Here is a 19,924-nt window from a genome sequence, read left to right as displayed (position 1 = left end):
CAAAAGCGGGAACCGCAGCATTGAAATGGGCAAACAATCACCGCCTATTATTCGGAAATTTCAGAAGGTGCTTCGGGTGACGGCACATTCAGCAATCAGAAAATACTTTAGTTTCAAGCAGCTGATCCCTAGAAATACACGACACACCGCCGTCGGCTGGGTTCAATGATGTATCGTGCAGGTAGTTTTTCTTGCCAGATGAGGCGCGCTGTTTCTAACATCTTACGGCAAGCTACCGCCCGCCACTCTTTCTACGTCGCATCGAAGGAGGGCCGAACGGGCGCAACCGGGTAACGCGACGGGTTTCTCGTATGAATATCACGTTTCTTCTGAACGGAGAGACAGTGGAGTTGTCGGATGTCAATCCGACGGCCACCCTGCTGGATTGGCTGCGCGAGGATCGCGGCCTGACCGGCACCAAGGAAGGCTGCAACGAAGGCGATTGCGGTGCCTGCACCGTCATGGTGACGGATGAAGACGGCCACAAGGCGCTGAACTCCTGCATCCTGTTTCTGCCGCAACTGCACGGCAAGGCAGTGCGCACTGTCGAAGGGGCAAGCGGGCCCAATGATGAGGCGCACCCGGTGCAACAGGCGATGGTCGACCTGCACGGCTCGCAATGCGGCTTCTGCACGCCGGGCTTCGTGATGTCGATGGTCGCCAGCCATGCCAATGGCGCGACCGATCACGACACCCAACTTGCCGGAAACCTCTGCCGCTGCACCGGTTACGCTCCGATCATCCGCGCCGCCAAAGCTGCCGAGGAACAGCCTGTACCGGTCTGGGTCAAGGACAAACCGGTCGCTGCGCAAGTATCCTCACCGAGGCTGCCGGGCTCGTCCGACGAATTGGCCAATGTGTATGCCGAACACCCGAACGCGACGCTCGTCGCCGGAGCCACGGATGTAGGCCTCTGGGTCACCAAACAATTGCGCCATCTGGACCCGGTGATTTTCCTGAACCGCTGCGACGACCTGAAACAGATCGCCATCACCGAGGATGAAATCCGATTTGGCGCCATGGTCGACATGAACCGCATGGGCGACGCGCTGTCCGATCTGCACCCCTCTTACGCCGAGATGATCCGCCGCTATGCCAGCGTTCAGGTGCGCCATGCCGCGACCGTGGGTGGCAACATCGCCAATGGCTCGCCCATCGGGGACAACCCGCCCGCGCTGATCGCCTTGGGCGCAACCCTGCATCTGCGCAAAGGCGATGCACGCCGATCCTTGCCTCTTGAAGATTTCTTCATCGACTACGGCAAACAGGACCGCGCCCCGGGTGAATTCGTCGAGGCCGTCAGCTTCCCGCGTCAGCCGGACAGGTTGAAAGCCTATAAGCTCAGCAAACGGTTCGATCAGGATATCTCGGCTGTCTGCGGCTGCTTCAATATCACCGTCTCGGACGGCACTGTCACACAAGCGCGGATTGCCTTTGGCGGCATGGCGGGCATTCCCAAACGCGCCACGAACGTCGAGGCCGCGCTGGCCGGCAAACCGTGGACGCACGAGACCGTACAGGTCGCTCTGCCGGCCTTTGCCGACGACTTTACCCCGATGACGGATATGCGCGCCTCGGCCAATTACCGTCTGGAGACCGCCAAAGCGATGCTTGAACGCTATTTCTTCGAGGATCAGGGCGAAGTGACCAACGTGCTGGAGGTATCGGCATGAGCGTGACCAGACCCCTTCCCCACGACGCGGCCCCATTGCACGTTTCAGGAACCGCGCGCTATGTGGATGACATCCCGACACCCAAGGGCAGTTTGCATCTGGCCTTTGGCCTCAGCCCGATTGCCAAGGGCAAGATCACCGCAATGGACCTGTCTGCGGTGAAGGCTGCAGAAGGCGTCGTGATGGTGATGACGGCGGATGATCTGCCCTTTGCCAACGACGTCTCTCCTTCGATCCATGATGAGCCGCTGCTGTCGGACGGCACCGTCCACTACATCGGTCAGCCGGTGTTTCTGGTCGTCGCCACCAGCCATCTGGCCGCCCGCAAGGCAGCTCGGTTGGGTAAGATCGACTATGCCGAGGAAACCCCGATCCTGACGGTCGAAGAGGCTCTGGCCGCCGACAGCCGGTTCGAGGACGGCCCGCGCATCTATGCCAAGGGCGATGCGGATGCGGCCATCGCCGGGTCCGCCCATGTGATCGAAGGTGCCTTCGAGCTTGGCGGGCAGGAGCATTTCTATCTGGAAGGTCAGGCCGCTTTGGCCGTGCCGAATGAGGGCGCGGATATGCTGCTCCACAGCTCGACCCAGCACCCGACCGAGATCCAACACAAGGTGGCGGATGCATTGGGCGTTCCGATGCACGCTGTCCGGGTCGAGACCCGCCGGATGGGTGGCGGCTTTGGCGGCAAGGAAAGCCAGGGCAACGCTTTGGCCGTTGCCTGCGCCGTGGCCGCCCGCACGACCGGCAAGGCGTGCAAGATGCGCTATGACCGCGACGATGACATGACCATCACCGGCAAGCGCCATGCGTTCCGCATCGCCTATAAGGCCGGATTTGATGAGAACGGCCATATTCAGGGCGTCTCGTTCCATCAATATGCCATCTGCGGTTGGGCGCAGGACCTGTCCCTGCCCGTCGCCGACCGCGCGATGCTGCATTCAGACAATGCTTATCTGCTGCCCAATGCGCGGATCGAAAGCCACCGGCTGAAGACCAACACCCAATCCGCCACCGCCTATCGCGGCTTCGGCGGTCCGCAGGGCATGGTGGGAATCGAACGCGTGATGGACCACGCCGCGTATGAGCTGGGTCTGGACCCGGTGGAACTGCGTCGCCGGAACTACTATGAGCCGGCCCATGCGGTTGCCGAGATCGATCCGTCCGAGAAGCCTTTGGGTCATCCCGAACCGCATGAGGACCTGACCAGCCGTGGCGCGGTTGAAACCGGGGACGCCCCCGTGCGCCCTCTGCCCGCTGGCGGCAATACCACGCCTTACGGGATGGAGGTCAGCGATTTCGAGCTGCACGGGATGACTCAGGCCCTGCTGAAATCCAGCGACTACGAATCACGCAAGGCCGCCATTGCGAAATGGAATGCCGAGAACCGCGTGATCAAGAAGGGCATAGCCTTCTCTCCGGTCAAGTTCGGGATTTCATTCACACTGACCCACCTGAACCAGGCGGGCGCGCTGGTGCATGTGTATCAGGACGGCTCTGTCCACCTGAACCATGGCGGCACCGAGATGGGTCAGGGCCTGTTCCAGAAGGTCGCGCAGGTGGCCGCCTCGCGCTTTGGCATCCCGCTGGAGTTGGTGAAGATCACCGCCACGGATACGGCCAAGGTACCGAACACCTCGGCCACGGCGGCGTCCTCGGGCAGTGACCTGAACGGCATGGCGGTGAAAGCAGCCTGTGACACGATCCGCGACCGGATGGCGGACTATCTGGCCGAACGGCACCAAGCCGACCCATCGGTGGTGGTCTTCGCAGATGGCCATGTGTCGGTCGGCGAAGAACGCTACACCTTCGCAGAAGCCGCAGCGCTGGTCTATCAGGGCCGGGTCAGCCTGTCGGCGACCGGTTTCTACAAGACACCCAAGATCGAATGGGACCGGATCGCCGGACGTGGCCGCCCGTTCTTCTATTTCGCCTACGGCGCGTCGATCACCGAGGTCGCGGTCGATACTCTGACCGGTGAGAACCGTATCCTGCGCACCGATATCCTGCATGACGCGGGCGCATCGCTGAACCCTGCACTGGATATCGGGCAAGTGGAAGGCGGTTATGTGCAGGGCGCAGGCTGGCTGACGACCGAGGAACTGGTCTGGGACGGCAAAGGCAATCTGCGCACGCATGCGCCATCGACCTACAAGATACCGGCCTGCTCGGACCGGCCGGACATCTTCAACGTGTCTCTTTGGGATGGCGAGAACCGCGAGGATACCATCTATCGCTCGAAAGCGGTGGGCGAGCCGCCCTTCATGCTGGGCATCTCTGCGTGGCTGGCGCTGTCCAATGCGGTGGCAGCCTGCGGAGACAGCTATCCGGCATTGGATGCACCGGCCACGGCCGAAGAGGTCTGGAAGGGCATCCAAAGGATGAAGGGAGGCATCTGATGGGATTTGACCTGGAAGCTTTGAGGGAGGCGGTCAAAACCCACGGAACGGTGACCCGGGTGGTCATCGCCGGGATCAAAGGGTCGTCTCCGCGTGAAGTTGGCGCCGCGATGCTGGTCTGGAATGGCGGGCAATCCGGCACCATCGGAGGCGGCACGCTGGAATATCAGGCCGCCGAGGCCGCACGGACGCAAGCCGCCGCAGCCCGCCTGACGCATCACGCGCTTGGGCCCGACATGGGGCAATGCTGCGGCGGGGCGGTTTCCCTGCTGAGCGAGATCTATGACGAGAAAACCGTTGAGGTGCTGGACGACACCGTCATCGCACGGTCAGCCTCGGGCGGAGATATGCCGCTGTCGGTCAAACGCGTCCTCGCGGCCGCACGCGGTCAGGGCATTGTTCCTGCACCACAGCTTGTCGACGGCTGGATGGTCGAACCCGTTCACAAACCGAACCGCCAGTTTTGGATCTGGGGTGCGGGCCATGTGGGGCGTGCTTTGGTCGATGTTCTGGCACCGCTGCCTGATCTGGCGATCACCTGGGTCGATACCGGCCCCGAACGGTTTCCGGATGCAATTCCAGCCAGTGTAACTGCGGTTCCGGCTGCAAAACCCGCCGAACTGGTACGCCATGCGCCGCACGATGCCGAACATCTCGTGCTGACATATTCGCACAATTTGGATCTGGAGTTGTGCAACCGCCTGCTTTCGCACGATTTCCGCTTTGCGGGACTGATCGGCTCGGCTACGAAATGGGCGCGATTCCGGTCGCGGCTGGCGGCTCTTGGACATCCGCCCGAACGGATCAGCCGGATCACCTGCCCCATAGGGGATCCCGGCCTGGGCAAGCACCCGCAGATGATCGCCGTGGGCGTCGCAGCACAACTGCTGCGCCCCGCCCGGCAAAACGATTTGAAGAAGGACCTGAGCGCGTGACCACTCCACTTCTGAGCCTGCAAGGGCTGACCAAAGCCTATCCCGGCGTCGTGGCCAATGATCAGGTGTCTTTTGACATCGGAGAAGGCGAAGTTCATGCCCTGCTGGGCGAAAACGGCGCGGGAAAATCCACGCTGGTCAAGATGATCTATGGGCTGGTGAAACCCGACAGCGGCACGATGCTGCTGCGAGGTCAACCTTTTGCCCCTCCCGAACCGCGCGCCGCGCGGGCCGACGGGATCGCCATGGTGTTCCAGCATTTCTCGCTGTTTGACGCGTTGAACGTGGCTGAAAACATCGCGTTGGGGATGGAGAACCCACCCCCGATGGGCGATCTGGCTTCGCGCATCCGAGAAGTGTCGGAAACCTATGGCCTGCCGCTGGATCCCTATCGCACGGTAGGCGATTTGTCCGCAGGTGAGCGGCAACGGGTCGAGATCATCCGCTGCCTGCTGCAGGACCCCAAACTGCTGATCATGGACGAACCGACCTCGGTTCTGACGCCGCAGGAGGTGGATATCCTGTTCGAGACGCTGAACAAATTGCGGTCCGAAGGCACCTCGATCCTGTATATCTCGCACAAGCTGGAGGAAATCCGCACCCTGTGCGACCACGCCACGATTCTGCGGCTGGGCAAGAATGTGGGCGAATGTGTGCCCGCCGAAACCTCGGCGCGGGATATGGCCGAGATGATGGTGGGCTCGACCCTGCAAACCCCGGAACGGTCGGGGCGTGAATTCGGCGAAGTTGCGTTGGACGTCAGCGGACTTTCGGTACCTTCACCGTCCGAGTTCGGCACCGCGCTGAAGAACGTACACATGACCGTGCGCAAGGGCGAGGTTCTGGGAATCGGCGGCGTTGCCGGGAACGGACAGGACGAGTTGCTGGGCGTGCTGTCGGGCGAAATCCCGACGGCGGCAGATGCGATCAAGTTCAACGGGCAGCGGATCGGCAAACTGGGTCCGACCGCGCGGCGCAAACTGGGCGTACTGACCGCGCCCGAGGAACGGCTGGGCCATGCGGCAGCGCCGGACATGAGCCTGACCGAAAACGCGCTGCTGACCGGCTCGGTGCGCGAAGGGCTGGAAAACAACGGCTTTCTGAAATGGTCCGAGACCAAGAGCTTTGCCGAGAAGATCATTCAGGACTTCGACGTCCGCACGCCCGGGCCCGAGAACGCGGCACGGTCGCTGTCGGGGGGCAACCTGCAGAAATTCGTCATAGGCCGCGAGGTGTTGCAGAACCCCGATGTGCTGGTAGTGAACCAGCCGACATGGGGGGTGGACGCGGCAGCGGCGGCGGCAATCCGGCAGGCCATTCTGGATCTGGCAGCCAAAGGAACGGCGGTGATCTGCATCAGCCAAGATCTGGATGAGCTGATGGAGATTTCGGACAGTTTTGCCGCGCTGAACGAAGGGCGGCTGAGCGCGCCGCGCCCGACCACGGGTCTGACCGTGGATGAGATCGGCCTGATGATGGGCGGTGCCCATGGCATGGAGGTGGCACATGTGTGATCCGTGGCGTCGCCTTCGGCGAGAGAATTTGAAAAAAGATGAAGAACGCAGGGGGATGAGCAGATGATAGTGTTGGAGAAACGGCCTCAGCCGTCCAAGGCGTGGTCTTATGCGACCCCCTTGGTTGCGGTGATCGCCACGATGGTGTTCGGCGGCATTCTGTTCGCCATTCTGGGCAAGAACCCGATCGAAGCAATCGGAACCATTTTCTGGGAGCCCCTGTTCGGCGAATTCGCCTTTTACTATCGCCCGCAATTGCTGGTGAAAGGGGCGCCTTTGGTGCTGATCGCCATTGGTCTGTCGCTGGGCTTTCGGGCTGGTATCTGGAATATCGGCGCCGAGGGACAGTATATCATGGGTGCCATTTTCGGTGCTGCTGCGGGATTGGCCTTCTATCCGCTGGATGCCTGGTACATCTTTCCGATCATGATCATGGCCGGGGCCCTGGGAGGCTGGATATGGGCGATGATTCCGGCCTTTCTGAAGGTCCGTTTTGGCACCAATGAAATCCTCGTCTCGCTGATGCTGGTCTATGTGGCCGAGCAGATGCTGGCCTCGGTTTCGCTGGGTTTGCTGAAGAACCCCGAGGGGTTCGGCTTTCCCGGCTCGCGCAACCTGCAATCCTATGACAGCGCGCATAATGCCGAACTGATCGCCGGATCGGGGATGCACTGGGGCGTCGTGACCGCGCTGATTGCGGTGATCTTTGCCTATATTCTGCTGAACCGGCACATGCTGGGCTTCCACATCCGCCTGACGGGCGAGGCCCCTAGGGCGGCGAAGTTCGCCGGTGTGAATCCGGCGCGTCTGATCCTGTTCTGTCTGGGACTGTCGGGCGCTCTGGCAGGGCTTGCGGGGATGTTCGAAGTCTCGGGTCCCTCGGGCGTGGTCAGCATCGACTTCAACGTCGGCTATGGCTTTACCGCGATTATCGTGGCCTTTCTGGGACGCCTGCATCCGGTGGGTATTCTGTTGGCCGGTGGCCTGATGGCGTTGACTTACATCGGTGGTGAAATCGCGCAGTCTCAACTGGGCCTGCCTGCCGCCGCCATTCAGGTGTTCCAGGGGATGCTTCTGTTCTTCCTTCTTGCCTTCGATCTTCTGACAAACTACCGCATCCGTGCGGCCCGTAGCGAGGTAGCGTAACCATGGACCTTGGTGAAATTAACCCCATCCTTCTAGTCGCCTCGCTGATGGTGGCCGCAACCCCCCTGCTGCTGGCCGCGATCGGAGAGCTGGTTGTCGAAAAGGCAGGCGTTCTGAACCTCGGCGTCGAGGGCATGATGATCGTGGGCGCAATCAGCGGCTTTGCGATTTCGGTCGAGACGGGCTCACCCTGGCTGGGCTTCGTCGCCGCGGCCATCGGCGGCGCCGTTCTGTCACTGCTGTTCGTGCTGCTGACACAGGTGGCGCTGGCCAACCAAGTGGCCAGCGGTCTGGCGCTGACGCTGTTCGGTCTGGGGTTCAGCGCCCTGATGGGGCAGAGCTATGTCGGCGTCAAACCTCCCAGTATGGGCGACATCCACATCCCGGTGATCAGCGATATCCCGGTGATTGGCCCGATTCTGTTCCAGCATGACCCGATCCTCTATGTCGGGATCGCGCTGACGGCAGCTGTCTGGGCGGTGCTGAAATATACCCGTGTCGGCCTGATCCTGCGCGCGGTGGGTGAAAACCACGATGCGGCGCACGCGCTTGGCTACAAGGTCATCAAGATCCGCATCATGGCAATCCTGTTCGGCGGTGCCTGCGCGGGCCTGGGTGGGGCCTATATCAGCCTGATCCGCGTGCCCCAATGGACCGAGGGCATGACCGCCGGTGTCGGCTGGATCGCCCTGGCACTGGTCGTGTTTGCCAGCTGGAAACCATGGCGGGCGTTGCTGGGTGCCTATTTGTTCGGCGGAATCACCGTGTTGCAGCTGAATCTGCAGGCCGCAGGCGTTGCCATTCCGGTCGAGTATCTGGCAATGTCGCCCTACATCATCACGATCCTTGTGCTTGTGATCCTTTCGGCCGACAAGAGCAGCGCACCTGCCGCACTGGGCCGGACATTCCATGCCTCGCACTAGGGGCCAACTGAACCAACCTGGGGAGTAACCACATGAAATTCAAATCACTTCTGACAACCGCTGCGATAGCGTTGGGTCTGGCGACCGGCGCTGTGGCGCAGGACAAGACCAAGGTCGGGTTCGTCTATGTCGGCCCGGTGGGCGACGGCGGCTGGACCTATGAGCACAACAAAGGCCGTCTGGCCGTGGAAGAGCATTTCGGCGACAAGGTTGAAACCGTGTTCGTTGAATCGGTGCCTGAAGGTCCGGATGCCGAGCGTGTGATGACTCAGATGGCGCTGGAAGGCGCGGACCTGATCTTTACCACCTCGTTCGGCTATATGGACCCGACCATCAACGTGGCGAAGAAATTCCCGAACGTGAAGTTCGAGCACGCCACCGGCTACAAGACCGCCGACAACGTCTCGGTCTATTCGGCGCGCTTCTATGAAGGCCGCGCCGTGCAGGGTCACATTGCGGGCAACATGACCAAGTCGAACATCATCGGTTATATCGGCTCGTACCCGATCCCCGAAGTGATCCGTGGCATCAACTCGGCCTATATCCACGCCAAGAAGGTGAATCCGGACGTCGAGTTCAAGATCGTCTGGGCCTACACCTGGTTCGATCCGGCGAAAGAGGCTGACGCCGCCACCGTGCTGATCGAACAGGGCGCGGATGTCATTCTGCAGCACACCGATTCAACCGCACCGCAGGCCGCCGCGCAGGAGGCTGGCAATGTTGTCACCTTTGGGCAAGCCTCTGACATGAGCGAATACGCCCCCTTCCCGCGCGTCTCGTCGATCATCGACGACTGGGCACCCTATTACATCGCGCGCACACAGGCGGTAATGGACGGCACCTGGGAAACCGTGAACACCTGGGACGGCATCCGGGAAGGCATGGTCGGGATTGGTGAGATTTCGGACGCTGTTCCGGCGGATGTCAAAGAAGAAGCGCTGGCATTGAAGGCTGCCATGGCGGCTGGCGAATACCATCCCTTCACCGGCCCGCTGAAAAAGCAAGACGGCAGCGACTGGCTGGCCGAAGGTGAAGTGGCCGATGACGGAACGCTGGCAGGCATGAACTTCTATGTCGAAGGGCTGGAAGGCGACATTCCACAGTAAGCCCATAAGGTAATCAACAACATCAAGGCCCGCGCGATTGCGCGGGCCTTTTTCCGTGCACCGAATATCAAGCGGAGGTCATCTGAAAGAAGTGCGCTTTCAGCGGCATGGTCGAAGGTTCCTGACCAAATCGCGCACGCATCAGGCCCGCAAGTTCACGCGCGATTTCATCATGATCGCCGCTGCGTTCGAGCACTTCAAAATAGGCTGGGCTGCCAAGCATCAGGCCCTGTGCGAAGCTGTAGTAACTATCCACAGACGGGGCGTGTTCAACGATCTCATGGTGTGGATCAACGAACCCCGCCTGGGCCACCTCATTCAGAATTTCCGGCGCATCGTTCAGCGAAAACGGAACCTTCATGAAACCCGGCGGGTCACCTTCGAACGCTGCTGACAATGTCTCGATCACCATCTCGGAATACGGGTTTTCAGCGTTTGTTCCCCATGTCGAGAACAAATACTGCCCCCCTGGCTTCAATACCCGCGCCGCTTCGGCATAGGCCTTGTCACGGTCGGGAAAGAACATGTGCCCGAATTGGCAGACTACCGCATCAAATGTCGCGTCTTCAAACGGCAGGTCCTGCGCGTCGGCGGTTTGAAAACGCACGTTATCCGCTTCAGAAAATTTCCCGCGTGCGATGTCCAACATCGGTTCGTTCAGGTCGGTGGCGACCACATGTGCGTCACCCAAAACTGTCGAAAGGTGCCGTGTTACGATCCCTGTGCCAGCCGCCAGTTCCAGTACGCGCTGCGGTGCAATGGCTGCAGTCTTATCAGCCATAACGCGGGCCATGTGATCGAATATGACCGGCCCCATCCCCCTGTCGTAATTTCCCGGGATATCACCCACAAATGCGGTATTCGTATCAACCATAGCAATCTCCAATCACCAAACCCATCCCCTGCCAGAAAAGCGGCCGAGGATAGGCTGGAGAAACTATAGCACAAACTGCACGCCCCCAGAGAAACCGTGACGTTCATAAACAAACCGCTGGCGGTTTACTTTGGCTGAAAGGCGACTTCGGGACGTAATCAATGCCCTCCCAGCACCAGCGTGTTCACCGGCATCAGGATCAAGCGCAGGCGCAGGCCCGCTGCGTGAACCACGCCAATCGTGTCGACCACATGCAGGAAGGACTTCTCCCAGAATCCGAGGCCTTCTTCTTCAAGCTTGGCATGGTTATCCGTGTAGACATTCGCCAGACAGTTGCTGCCCGGCGGCACATCATCGGCCATGTTCTTGTAGAGCGGCTCAAGATAGACAAGGATCGAACCCGGATTGGTATTGGTCTGCACGTCGCGCAGCTCATCCGTGGGGCGAATCTGGCCCGAGGGGATGACATCCTGCACCTCAACCACCACGACAGGAATCACGGTGAAGGGTTTGGTCATGCAGCCCAGCTCTCCGATCATGCCGGGTTTGATGACCTGCGCGGAAAGCTGGTTGAACGCGGCCTGAAACCGGTTGTGGCCCGATGACGAAGGCACAAGGATACCGGCGGGGCGCAGCAGCGGACTGACATAGTCGCCGACCTGAAGGCCGAACTGCTCGACCCGGCCCGTCACCCCGGCATTGATCACGGTCTTGTCCAGTTCGGTCAGGGCCGCATCCAGTTGGGCGTTGGCACTGTTGAGCTGCGCCGGGATCAGTTCCTCGATCTGTTGCACCACGGCGGCGCGCTGCGATTGCGCTGCGACCACTTTGGCCTCTCGCTCGGCCACGAGGTTTTCCAGCCGGTCAATCTCGGCCATCCGCACCGCGCTGGAGCCTTCGTCGCGCAGGGTGGTGTTACGCTCAAGATCTTCCAGCGCCTGATCCAGTGCCGCCTTGGCCCCGGCGATACCCGCCTCGGCCTCGGCCAGATCGGTCTCGGCCACTTTCAGCGAGGCCTGAACCTGCGCGATCTGCGCGTGCGCCGCCTCGACCTGTGCGGTCTGGGTGAAATCCTCGATCCGGAAAATCGGCTGGCCTGCCGTGACATGCTCGTTATTGCGCACATACACCTCGGACACGCGCCCGCCCAGTTGGGGCAGGATTGTCACGGTGCGGAAATAGGATGCCGCGGTTTTGCTGGAGGGGTGGAAGTAAAACAGCGTGGTGATCACCGTCAGCGCCAGAATGGCGCAGGTGGTCAGACCCCAGCGCAATTCATACCACATGGTGAACAGAGTAATCTCGTGCCCGATCCGTTTGCCTTGCACGAAGCGGCGGAACAGATAGTCGGGAAGCACCGTAATCAGGGCGCACAGCATAGTCTCGATCATGGTTCAGTGCCCCTGTGCCGTAGTTTCGTTGGTTTCAGGTTCTGGCTCAGGTACCGGTGCAGGGACCTGCCCCGGCGCCAGCGACCGGATTGCATCGGCAATCGAACGCAGGGGGGCTGCGAAATCGGGGAACTGGAAGCCTGCGACCAGAACCGCCGCAATCCAGAAGATGCCGTTATGGGTAAACAGCGCCAGCAACGCCAGAATGCCAACCAGCTGGAATTGCGGGTGGTTGGTCTCGTGCGCCATTTTTTCCGGGATCGAATGCAGCGTGAAATACGCCACCCCGATCAGGACGACCACCGCAATAGTGAAAATCAGCATAAAGGTAAAAAGAAAATCACTGCCGTCGGCTTGTGTAACATAAGACGGAATGTGGCCCGTCGCCATTGGATGAAGGTCTGCCGAGTCCACGTCTGTCTCCGAATCCGTTGTTTGGTGCACTTCAACCAGTCTGGCGGCATGCAATCAAGTTTCCAATACCCTGAACTTGTGTCTTTTCGGACGGCGATGCCCGTGCAATGGTCCGCGCAGGACAGTTTGTGCGGTTCCGAACACCGGAATCAGAAAGGTGCGAATGATCGATTTTCTGGTTATCGGCGGCGGCATCGCGGGCCTGAGCGCAGGGGCCCGTTTGTCGGCGCATGGTGCAGTCACCGTGCTCGAGGCCGAGGACGCCTTGGGCTATCACACATCAGGCCGCTCCGCCGCCTTGTTCGAACCGGAGTATGGACCAGAGACAGTTGTCGCGCTGAGCAAGGCGAGCGCCACCTATTTCGAAGAAAACGATTACCTGACCCCGCGCGGGCTGATGCTGGTTGGCGCGAAGGATCAGGGGGACCAATTCGAAAAAGACGTCGTTGATCTTGGTGTTGAGCCGATAGGGTTGGAAGAGGCGCAGCATCGCATCCCGATCCTGAATCCTGCGACGGTAGGGCATACCGCGCTCAGCTACAGCGCCCGGGATGTCGACACAGACCGCGTGCTGCAGGATTTCGCGCGCAAGATCCGGGCCAACGGAGGCCAGGTCCTCACGCGCCAGAAAGTGTCAGGTATTCGCAAGTCCGGGCACTGGATCGTCGAGGCGCACGACACGTTCGAAGCGCGCGATATTGTGAACGCCGCCGGAGCCTGGGTGGATGAAATCGCGCTGATGGCCGGGATTGAGCCGATCGGGATCAGCCCGCGCCGCAGGTCGGTCGCGCGCATCCCCGCCCCGGGTGGCCATGATGTGCGCAACTGGCCGATGATGCTGGGTGTGGGTGAAAGCTGGTATGCCAAACCGGATGCCGGAAAGCTGCTGGTCTCGCCCGCGGAGGCCGACCCAACCACGCCGCATGACGCCTATGCCGATGATATGGTGTTGGCCGAGGGTCTGGCCCGTTATGAGGAAATGGTGACCGAGGCCGTTACGCGTGTTGAAAGCAACTGGGCCGGTTTGCGTAGTTTCTCACCCGATGGAACTCTGGTTCTGGGGCCGGACCCGGCGGACCGGTCATTCGTCTGGTCTGCAGCACAAGGCGGATACGGGTTCCAGACCGCGCCTGCCGCGTCCCAACTGGTCGCCGATCTGGTGTCGGACTCGACGCCTCAGATCGACCCGGCCGTGGTTGCTGCGCTGAAGCCCGAAAGGCTGCGTCGATGACCGAAAGAAAACTGCCTGCAAATGCCAGCGTGGCCCATGACGGCGACGGCGCGAAACTGATTGCGCCTGCGGCCAGCCGGAATGCCGCCGTTCTTTGCGATCTGTTGGACCGCATCGCGCCTCACACGGGCAATGCACTGGAACTCGCAAGTGGCACCGGGCAGCACGTCCAGGCGTTTGCCCAGCGCCTGCCCGGCCTGACCTGGCAGCCCAGCGAGATTGCCGAGGAACGGCGCGCCAGTATCCGGGCCTATACTGACGGGCTGAGCAACGTCGCCGCGCCGGTCCATTTGGATGCAACCGCTGCGGGCTGGCACACCCGATTTGCACCCCAGGACCTTATCGTTCTGATCAACCTGCTGCACCTGATCAGCTGGGCCGAGGCAACGACACTGATTACCGAGGCTGCGCTGGCCCTGAAACCCGGTGGCCGCCTTGTCCTTTATGGCCCGTTCATGCGTGACGGCAAGCTGACCAGCGACGGAGACCAACGCTTCCACGATGCGCTTAGACAGCAAGACCCCGAGATCGGCTACAAAAACGATGCCGAGATACTGGGGCTATTGCATAGAAATCAGCTCGGGTTGATTGAAGTCGCTGAGATGCCCGCCAACAATCTGGCTTTCGTCGCAAAAAAGCCTGCGATCTGATCAAGATCAAAGCCGCGCAGGCTCCTCCTCATTCATATGCTGTTTTTGATATATATTGAAAGGACAGCATCATGACATGGCAGGACACATTGGACGGAACCCGCAAAGGTCTGCGCAATCTGAACGGCGCCATTCCTGACACAGCCCGTGCCTTTGGGGCATTGGGGAAATTGGTCAAGGAAGGCGGAATTCTGGATTACAAAACCAAGGAATTCATCGCGCTGGGCATGTCGATCGCCGTAAGATGCGAACCCTGCATCACATTGCACACCGAGGCCCTGATCAAAGCCGGCGCGTCCCGGGAAGAGGTTTCGGACGTGCTCGGCATGGCCATCCAGATGGGCGGGGGCCCGTCCATGATGTATGCCGCAAAAGCGTTGGAGTGTTTTGACGAACTGAACACGTGACAAACCCGGGAAACGCTGCTTATCCGGGCGGCAAAGACAAATGCCGCCCCTTACGGCACCCCTGCTGGGGTAATGAACTCAACTGCTTACACAGTACAGGCATTCTTGCCCCCGCATAGCCGGAGCCGAACCCGGTGCCAGATCGTGACTTTTTCGGCCTTTCTTGCTAGGATACACACAGAGGTGTAGCCGCGATGAAAGTCTTACTAGCTATACTGTTGACGCTGTTTCCCGCGCAGTTGCTGGCCCAGGACGATCCGATCAGGGGCCGTTTTCTCTGCGATGTTCTGGCCAGCCGATTTGTACCTGCTGATAAAAGTCAGGCGATTTCGGAGGTTGAACTTCCCAGAGGTTACACAGCCGATACGACTTTGATTGTTGACTATACGCATGATCCGGGAAGCGGCCTGACAATCTATCTTGGGGAGCCAAACCGTACGAATGTCCTGATCGAGGAACCGTTTCCCGAAACCAGTTTCAAAGGTATTTCCAAGATTACCCGCAAAGCTGAATACCGCTCGACCTTTAGCGAGGTTTCTCTTGGAAAGTTCTCAGTAAACTACAAAGGCAACGACCAGCTTAACATTAAAAGATCCTGCAGCGCCGGGTGGTCAGGCCACTACGTCCAGACCTATGTCAGCGGACGTTTCATTCAGGTCGTTTCGCTTGAATGCCGCCCCTTGGTTAACGCAGCAGAGGCCTTGTTGGCGCGATTGAAACTGTACAACTAAATCATTTGACGTGTGTGGCAGGCAGAATTTCCCGCCGCGCCCATGAATAAAGCCCCGGTTTTCACCGGGGCTTTTTCAATTTAACCGTCTTTGCGGATGGTTTCGTTCTTCGGGTCGTAGGGGCTGTCGCAGGTCACGACCGCATCCCACAATCTGTCCTGAATCTTGACCTGCAGCTTGGTGCCCTCAACCGCCAGTTCGGGTTTCACATAGCCCATGCCGATGGATTTCTCGAACGCAACCGAGTAACCGCCCGAGGTCAGACGGCCAACACGCTCACCTTCCGGAGTATACAGCACTTCGCGACCCCACGGATCGGCATCGTCCGGCCCGTCGATCAGCAAGGTGCAGCATTTCACGCGCACACCGGTCTCTTCCAGCTTGGCCTTGCCGTAGAAGTCCTTCGACAGATCGACAAAGCGCGGCAGGTCGGCTTCCAGCGGGGTCGCGTCGCGGCCCAGTTCGGTGCCGAAGGCGCGATAGGATTTCTCCTGCCGCAGCCAGTTTTGGGCGCGGGCGCCGACCAGCTTCATGCCGTGTTTCTCACCGGCTTTTTCCAGCAGGTCGAACAGGTAGTTCTGCATCTCGATCGGGTGGTGCAGTTCCCAACCCAGCTCACCGGTATAGGCCACGCGGATCGCGTTGACCGGGCACATGCCCAATTCGATCTGACGGGCCGACAGCCACGGGAAGCGCTTGTTGGACAGAGCGGTTTCCGGATCGGCGTCTTTGATGACCTCTTTCAGAACATCACGCGACTTGGGTCCGGCGATGGCGAAGACGCCCCATTGGGTGGTCACGTCCTGGATTTCGATATAGCCGAATTCCTCCATCTTGTCCTCGGCCGCCTTACGCAGGTAGTCGGCGTCATACTCGGTCCAGGCACCGGCAGAGACGATGTAGTAGTTGTTCTCGCCGTTGCGGACGATGGTGTATTCGGTGCGGGTGGTGCCGTGCGAGGTCAGCGCATAGGTCAGGTTGATGCGTCCGACCTTGGGCAGCTTGTTGCAGGTGAACCAGTCGAGGAACGCGGTCGCACCGGGGCCTTTGACGACGTGCTTGGTAAAGGCCGACGCATCGATCAGGCCAACGCCTTCGCGGATCGCTTTGGCTTCTTCGACGGCATACTGCCACCAACCACCCCGGCGGAACGAGCGGCTTTCCTTGTCGAAATTGTCCGGCGCATCAACGGGGCCGAAATAGTTCGGACGTTCCCAGCCGTTCACCCAACCGAACTGCGCACCGCGCGCTTTCTGACGGTCATAGGCCGGAACGGTGCGCAGCGGACGGCAGGCTTCACGCTCTTCATCCGGGTGGTGCAGGATATAGACGTGCTCATAGCACTCTTCGTTCTTGCGCGCCGCGAACTCGGTGGTCATCCAGTTCGACGAATACCGCTTGGGGTCCAGCGAGGCCATGTCGATCTCGGCTTCGCCATCGACCATCATTTGCGCCAGATAATAGCCGGTACCGCCTGCGGCGGTGATACCGAAGCTGAAGCCTTCGGCCAGCCACATGTTGCGCAGGCCCGGTGCAGGACCAACCAACGGGTTGCCGTCGGGGGTGTAGCAGATCGGGCCGTTGAAATCGTCTTTCAGGCCGGATTCGGCGCAGGACGGCACGCGTTCTGCCATCGCCATGTATTGCTCGGCAATACGGTCCAGATCCAGCGGGAACAGGTCGGCGCGGAAGCTGTCGGGCACGCCGTATTCGAAACGAGCCGGGGCGCCGTGTTCGTAGATGCCCAGAATCCAGCCACCACGCTCTTCACGTGCGTAGGATTCGTTGTCGGCGTCACGCACAACGGGGTGTTCGGGATTGCCCGCTTCGCGCCATTTGACCAGCTCGGGGTCTTTGTCCATGACGATGAAGGTGTGCTCGACCGGAATGGCAGGCATCTTGATGCCCAGCATCTTGGCCGTGCGCTGCGCATGGTTGCCCGATGCGGTCACCACATGCTCGGCGGTGATCACAACCTGCTCATCGCTTTCGACCAGGTTGCCGCCTTTTTCCACCATCTTGGTGCAGGTGACTTCCCAATGGGTGCCGTTCCAGTGGAAGGCATCGGCCTGCAGCTTGCGGACGATATCGACGCCACGCTGACGGGCGCCCTTGGCCATCGCCTGTGTCACGTCGGCAGGGTTAATATAGCCGTCTTCGGTGTGATAGATCGCGCCTTTCAGGTCGCCGGTTTCAATCAGCGGCCAGCGTTCCTTGATCTGATCCGGGGTCAGCCATTCATATTTCACGTCGCAGGTTTCAGCGGTGGATGCATAGAGCATGTATTCGTCCATGCGATCCTGAGTCTGCGCCATGCGCAGGTTGCCGACCACGGCAAAGCCCGCGTTCAGGCCGGTCTCTTCCTCAAGCGTCTTGTAGAAATCGACCGAGTACTTGTGAATGTGGGTCGTCGCATAGGACATGTTGAACAGCGGAAGCAGACCGGCGGCATGCCAGGTGGAACCGGAGGTCAGCTCGTCCCGCTCGATCAGCATCACGTCGTCCCAGCCGGCCTTGGCCAGGTGATAGGCAATCGAGGTCCCGATGGCGCCGCCGCCAACGACCAGTGCTTTGACTTGGGTTTTCATAGCCGGGTGTCTCCCCTTGAATTCAGTTGACACCATATGGCGCATTTGCTGCCCCCGGCGCGACATTCATCCGACCAGTGATATAAGAAAAACGACCCGCACATGCCGCAGCTCACCTTTTGGCGCGGATCGACGACTCAGTTCTTGCCGACCGAGCAGCGATTGAGCAAGCCGAACATGTTGCAGGACGACGCGGACCCGCCCCCTTCGCGCACGCGGACTTCCGTGATCTTGGCAACCTCTGTACGGCTTCCCGAGCTGAACTTGGGCAGCTTGTCCATCAGCCCACGCAGAAATCCTTTACCTTGCGTCCGGACTTCGGTCTTATTTTCGGCCTGGCTCTGGTCCGAGCACAGCAGCACCTCAATGCTTTGCCGTGGGCCATTTGCAGATTGTTCGGTCTTGCAACCACACAGGCAACCAACAAAGCCCATTGACACGCAAGGCGGCCATGAATGACCTCGGATTCAAATACTGCTCTGGCCCGGATCACTCGCTCAGAATTGAAGCGCCGCTATGGCCAGCACGCAAGATCGGTCAAAGAATCTTGCCCGGATTCATGATGTTATCAGGGTCCAGCGCCGCTTTGATCGCAGACATGTAGTCTGTCGCAATACCAAGTTCTTTGACCAGATAGGGCCGTTTGCCCTGCCCGATCCCGTGCTCACCGGTGCAGGTGCCGTCCATCGAGATCGCCAGATCGTTCAACCACCCGACAAAATCTTCCGCCGCTGAAACTTCCTTCGCGTTCTGCATATCGATCAGCAGCAGAGTGTGGAAGTTTCCATCACCGACATGGCCGACGATCGGGGCCAGCAATCCCAGTTCCTGCGCCTTGTCCTGAGCAGCGGTCACGCATTCGGCCAGACGCGAGATCGGCACGCAGACATCGGTCGAAATGCCACTGGCGCCGGGGCGCAATTGCAGGCAGGCCCAATACATATCGTGCCGCGCCTGCCAAAGCTTGGTGCGCTCTTCCGTGGTCGAGGTCGCGGCGAAATCCGTACCGCCGAATTCCTCGGCGATCTGTCCGAAGGTTTCGGCCTGTTCCGTGGCACCGCTTTCTGATCCGTGAAACTCGAGCAGCAACAGCGGTGTTTCCGGCAGATCAAGCCCCGAATAGGCATTGGCGGCGCGCACCGACATCTGATCCAGCAGCTCGATCCGGGCCACTGGAATGCCGTATTGGATGGTCATCATCACCGCCTGACAGGCCGCATCCACAGTTGGAAAGGAACAGCGGGCCGAGCTGATCGCCTCGGGAATGCCTTGCAGGCGCAGCGTGATCTCGGTGATGATCCCCAGTGTCCCCTCGGCCCCGATCAACAGGCGGGTCAGGTCGTATCCGGCCGAAGATTTACGCGCTCTGTGACCAGTGCGGATGATCTGTCCGTCGGGCATGACCGCCTCAAGGCTCAGCACATTGTCCTTCATCGTCCCGTACCGCACCGCATTGGTGCCCGAGGCGCGGGTCGCCGCCATACCACCCAGCGAGGCATTGGCCCCCGGATCAATCGGAAAGAACAGACCCTGATCGCGCAGATGCGTGTTCAGATCGGCGCGGGTCACGCCGGGCTGCACGGTGCAATCCAGATCCCCCGCATTGACCGCCAGAATCTTGTCCATCCGGGTCAGATCAACCGACAGCCCACCCGCAGGCGCGTTCACATGCCCTTCGAGTGAGGTTCCGGTGCCAAACGGGATCACCGGCACCTTATGCGCAGCACAAGCGCGCACAATCTCGGCAACTTCTTCCGTGGACTGCGGGAACACCACCGCGTCCGGGCTTTGATTCTCGATCCATGTGGTCGTATGGCCGTGCTGTTCGCGGATCGCCGCACCAGTTTGCAGCCGATCTCCAAAGCGTTGCTTCAACACTCCGATCACCGTTTCGATCCCGGCCTCATTTCGTGGCAGAGTGGATGCCTGCACCATCGTGATC

The 19,924-nt window shown here is 60.2% G+C and carries 17 protein-coding genes; 11 read left to right on the top strand and 6 right to left on the bottom strand.

Annotated elements, in window-relative coordinates; translation table 11 throughout:
• Positions 1–311 precede the first annotated feature (311 nt).
• The 7 genes from xdhA to ACR0K9_RS14205 all read left to right on the top strand — a co-directional run bounded on the left by xdhA (position 312) and on the right by ACR0K9_RS14205 (position 9,696).
• Positions 312–1,673 (top strand): xanthine dehydrogenase small subunit, encoded by a 1,362-nt coding sequence (xdhA, locus tag ACR0K9_RS14235; RefSeq protein ID WP_480824107.1) that lies wholly within the window; start codon positions 312–314, stop codon positions 1,671–1,673.
• Positions 1,670–4,072 (top strand): xanthine dehydrogenase molybdopterin binding subunit, encoded by a 2,403-nt coding sequence (gene xdhB / locus ACR0K9_RS14230; RefSeq protein WP_480824105.1) that lies wholly within the window; start codon positions 1,670–1,672, stop codon positions 4,070–4,072. The genes xdhA and xdhB overlap by 4 nt, the downstream gene beginning before the upstream one ends.
• On the top strand, positions 4,072–5,007 hold the full coding sequence (gene xdhC / locus ACR0K9_RS14225; protein ID WP_480824103.1) for a xanthine dehydrogenase accessory protein XdhC: 936 nt from the start codon (positions 4,072–4,074) through the stop codon (positions 5,005–5,007). Before xdhB ends, xdhC begins: the two co-directional genes overlap by 1 nt.
• Entirely contained in the window at positions 5,004–6,521 is a 1,518-nt protein-coding gene (locus ACR0K9_RS14220) for an ABC transporter ATP-binding protein (protein WP_480824101.1), read from the top strand. Before xdhC ends, ACR0K9_RS14220 begins: the two co-directional genes overlap by 4 nt.
• Positions 6,522–6,584: 63 nt before the next feature.
• Complete coding sequence (locus tag ACR0K9_RS14215; protein ID WP_480824099.1) at positions 6,585–7,667, top strand: ABC transporter permease; 1,083 nt, start codon at positions 6,585–6,587, stop codon at positions 7,665–7,667.
• A gap of 2 nt (positions 7,668–7,669) precedes the next feature.
• Positions 7,670–8,590, top strand: coding sequence for an ABC transporter permease (locus ACR0K9_RS14210; RefSeq protein WP_480824097.1), 921 nt, complete (start codon positions 7,670–7,672; stop codon positions 8,588–8,590).
• A gap of 32 nt (positions 8,591–8,622) precedes the next feature.
• Positions 8,623–9,696 carry a BMP family ABC transporter substrate-binding protein gene (locus ACR0K9_RS14205; protein WP_480824095.1) on the top strand — a complete coding sequence of 358 codons (1,074 nt, stop codon included), beginning with the start codon at positions 8,623–8,625 and terminating at the stop codon, positions 9,694–9,696.
• Between the two features lie 67 nt (positions 9,697–9,763).
• Here the strand turns inward: ACR0K9_RS14205 and ACR0K9_RS14200 are convergent, their stop codons facing one another.
• The 3 genes from ACR0K9_RS14200 to ACR0K9_RS14190 all read right to left on the bottom strand — a co-directional run bounded on the left by ACR0K9_RS14200 (position 9,764) and on the right by ACR0K9_RS14190 (position 12,375).
• Positions 9,764–10,570 carry a class I SAM-dependent methyltransferase gene (locus tag ACR0K9_RS14200; protein WP_480824093.1) on the bottom strand — a complete coding sequence of 269 codons (807 nt, stop codon included), beginning with the start codon at positions 10,568–10,570 and terminating at the stop codon, positions 9,764–9,766.
• A 158-nt stretch (positions 10,571–10,728) separates the two neighbouring features.
• On the bottom strand, positions 10,729–11,961 hold the full coding sequence (locus ACR0K9_RS14195) for an HlyD family secretion protein (RefSeq protein ID WP_480535629.1): 1,233 nt from the start codon (positions 11,959–11,961) through the stop codon (positions 10,729–10,731).
• 3 nt (positions 11,962–11,964) lie between these two features.
• The gene (locus tag ACR0K9_RS14190) at positions 11,965–12,375 is read right to left on the bottom strand and encodes a hypothetical protein (protein ID WP_480824091.1); all 411 of its coding nucleotides are present in this window, start codon (positions 12,373–12,375) and stop codon (positions 11,965–11,967) included.
• A gap of 163 nt (positions 12,376–12,538) precedes the next feature.
• Here ACR0K9_RS14190 and ACR0K9_RS14185 point away from each other — a divergent pair, with 163 nt between their 5' ends.
• From ACR0K9_RS14185 to ACR0K9_RS14170, 4 genes are all read left to right on the top strand, one after another.
• Positions 12,539–13,606, top strand: a complete 1,068-nt coding sequence (locus tag ACR0K9_RS14185; RefSeq protein ID WP_480824089.1) for an NAD(P)/FAD-dependent oxidoreductase — start codon at positions 12,539–12,541, stop codon at positions 13,604–13,606.
• Complete coding sequence (locus tag ACR0K9_RS14180; RefSeq protein WP_480824087.1) at positions 13,603–14,256, top strand: DUF938 domain-containing protein; 654 nt, start codon at positions 13,603–13,605, stop codon at positions 14,254–14,256. The genes ACR0K9_RS14185 and ACR0K9_RS14180 overlap by 4 nt, the downstream gene beginning before the upstream one ends.
• A gap of 71 nt (positions 14,257–14,327) precedes the next feature.
• Positions 14,328–14,663, top strand: coding sequence for a carboxymuconolactone decarboxylase family protein (locus ACR0K9_RS14175; RefSeq protein WP_480824085.1), 336 nt, complete (start codon positions 14,328–14,330; stop codon positions 14,661–14,663).
• Positions 14,664–14,857: 194 nt separating this feature from the next.
• On the top strand, positions 14,858–15,394 hold the full coding sequence (locus ACR0K9_RS14170) for a hypothetical protein (protein WP_480824083.1): 537 nt from the start codon (positions 14,858–14,860) through the stop codon (positions 15,392–15,394).
• Between the two features lie 80 nt (positions 15,395–15,474).
• On the opposite strand, the gene ACR0K9_RS14165 is transcribed toward ACR0K9_RS14170, so the two are convergent.
• From ACR0K9_RS14165 to ACR0K9_RS14155, 3 genes are all read right to left on the bottom strand, one after another.
• Positions 15,475–17,982 (bottom strand): GcvT family protein, encoded by a 2,508-nt coding sequence (locus tag ACR0K9_RS14165; protein ID WP_480824081.1) that lies wholly within the window; start codon positions 17,980–17,982, stop codon positions 15,475–15,477.
• Between the two features lie 137 nt (positions 17,983–18,119).
• Positions 18,120–18,416, bottom strand: a complete 297-nt coding sequence (locus tag ACR0K9_RS14160; RefSeq protein WP_480824079.1) for a hypothetical protein — start codon at positions 18,414–18,416, stop codon at positions 18,120–18,122.
• A 103-nt stretch (positions 18,417–18,519) separates the two neighbouring features.
• Entirely contained in the window at positions 18,520–19,917 is a 1,398-nt protein-coding gene (locus ACR0K9_RS14155) for an FAD-binding oxidoreductase (RefSeq protein WP_480824077.1), read from the bottom strand.
• Positions 19,918–19,924: the final 7 nt, after the last annotated feature.

Source organism: Ruegeria sp. L12 (assembly GCF_056531745.1).
The sequence above is the reverse complement of the archived record's forward strand: the minus strand, read 5'-3'. Positions and strand labels throughout refer to the sequence as shown.

Excerpts from the sequence above, each read along its gene's own strand:
- xdhA (WP_480824107.1), top strand. The coding sequence starts at position 312 with ATGAATATCACGTTTCTTCTGAACGGAGAGACAGTGGAGTTGTCGGAT.
- xdhB (WP_480824105.1), top strand. The coding sequence starts at position 1,670 with ATGAGCGTGACCAGACCCCTTCCCCACGACGCGGCCCCATTGCACGTT.
- xdhC (WP_480824103.1), top strand. The coding sequence starts at position 4,072 with ATGGGATTTGACCTGGAAGCTTTGAGGGAGGCGGTCAAAACCCACGGA.
- ACR0K9_RS14215 (WP_480824099.1), top strand. The coding sequence starts at position 6,585 with ATGATAGTGTTGGAGAAACGGCCTCAGCCGTCCAAGGCGTGGTCTTAT.
- ACR0K9_RS14210 (WP_480824097.1), top strand. The coding sequence starts at position 7,670 with ATGGACCTTGGTGAAATTAACCCCATCCTTCTAGTCGCCTCGCTGATG.
- ACR0K9_RS14205 (WP_480824095.1), top strand. The coding sequence starts at position 8,623 with ATGAAATTCAAATCACTTCTGACAACCGCTGCGATAGCGTTGGGTCTG.
- ACR0K9_RS14200 (WP_480824093.1), bottom strand. The coding sequence starts at position 10,570 with ATGGTTGATACGAATACCGCATTTGTGGGTGATATCCCGGGAAATTAC.
- ACR0K9_RS14195 (WP_480535629.1), bottom strand. The coding sequence starts at position 11,961 with ATGATCGAGACTATGCTGTGCGCCCTGATTACGGTGCTTCCCGACTAT.
- ACR0K9_RS14185 (WP_480824089.1), top strand. The coding sequence starts at position 12,539 with ATGATCGATTTTCTGGTTATCGGCGGCGGCATCGCGGGCCTGAGCGCA.
- ACR0K9_RS14180 (WP_480824087.1), top strand. The coding sequence starts at position 13,603 with ATGACCGAAAGAAAACTGCCTGCAAATGCCAGCGTGGCCCATGACGGC.
- ACR0K9_RS14175 (WP_480824085.1), top strand. The coding sequence starts at position 14,328 with ATGACATGGCAGGACACATTGGACGGAACCCGCAAAGGTCTGCGCAAT.
- ACR0K9_RS14170 (WP_480824083.1), top strand. The coding sequence starts at position 14,858 with ATGAAAGTCTTACTAGCTATACTGTTGACGCTGTTTCCCGCGCAGTTG.
- ACR0K9_RS14165 (WP_480824081.1), bottom strand. The coding sequence starts at position 17,982 with ATGAAAACCCAAGTCAAAGCACTGGTCGTTGGCGGCGGCGCCATCGGG.
- ACR0K9_RS14160 (WP_480824079.1), bottom strand. The coding sequence starts at position 18,416 with ATGGGCTTTGTTGGTTGCCTGTGTGGTTGCAAGACCGAACAATCTGCA.
- ACR0K9_RS14155 (WP_480824077.1), bottom strand. The coding sequence starts at position 19,917 with ATGGTGCAGGCATCCACTCTGCCACGAAATGAGGCCGGGATCGAAACG.